The 1,009-nt window shown below is 52.5% G+C and carries 2 protein-coding genes; both read left to right on the forward strand.

Annotated features, from left to right (window positions below):
* Positions 1 to 334 (forward strand): dockerin type I repeat-containing protein (locus RUM_RS12830; RefSeq protein WP_041326242.1); only part of this gene is annotated, 334 nt, incomplete at its 5' end.
* 75 nt (positions 335 to 409) lie between these two features.
* The coding region (locus tag RUM_RS03420; protein ID WP_147645633.1) for a cohesin domain-containing protein at positions 410 to 1,009 on the forward strand (600 nt) is incomplete at its 3' end.

Raw genomic sequence — 1,009 nt, forward strand, 5'->3', positions numbered from 1 at the left:
GATCGTAATCCCCGGCACAGCAACCACCACAAAGGCACCTGCAACTACTACCAGTGAGGCTCCCGCAACTACCACTTCTACTCAGACCACTACCACCGCTCCGGTTGGCACGGTTCTGTACGGTGATACCAATGTTGACGGCAGAGTATCCATCGCTGACGCTGTTCTGCTGAACAAGTACCTGGCAGGCAAGGCAGAGATGACCGAACAGGGTAAGATCAATGCTGACTGCGATAAGCACAGCACTGAGCTGAACCTGGATGATACCACTATGATTCTGAAGTTCCTGGCTCAGCTGATCGAGCAGTCTGATCTGGGCGCTGAGGTAGCTTAAACAAAGCGGATCGTTCTACGCGAGGACATTAATCATTTGTGCTCGGTTCTGTGAGCCGGGCAGAAAGGAAACGTGATGAAGAAAAGAATTATTTCGGCTTTGACATCACTCGCAATGAGCGCAAGCTTTATTATCGGCACATTGCCTGCAACGGTTCAGACCTTGCAGGCAGCTGCCGCCGATATTACTTACACCATTGCAGATGTTGAGGGCGAAGCTGGTGCGGATGTTGATGTTCCGATCACCATCAAGGGCGATACTGGTACTGCCGGCATGGTTCTTGAGTTGAGTGCGGACTCCAGACTGAAGCTCAAGCGGCGTTTGAACGGTAACGCATATGAAGGTGCTCCTACCTGGAATGCAAGTACGTTCACGTTTGTTTGGAATGCTGGCGACGGTCGTAATCTGGTAGCGGCAGATGGTGCAGTTCTGACCACTCTGCGGTTTACCGTTCCGGCGGATGCACAGCCCGGCGATACCTATCCTATTTCCTTCCGAGGAAGCGAGTCCAAGGTCATTGACCAGGACGGCAATGCGCATAATGTTACCTATGTAGATGGTTCCATCACTATTCCCGGTGGGGCAACTACTACAACGGCTGCTGCCACTACCGCAGCTCCCACAACCACAACCAAGGCGGCTGCAGCTACTACCACTCAGAAGGTAGTTTCAGCA

It is taken from the genome of Ruminococcus champanellensis 18P13 = JCM 17042, from assembly GCF_000210095.1.
GTDB lineage: Bacteria > Bacillota > Clostridia > Oscillospirales > Ruminococcaceae > Ruminococcus_F > Ruminococcus_F champanellensis.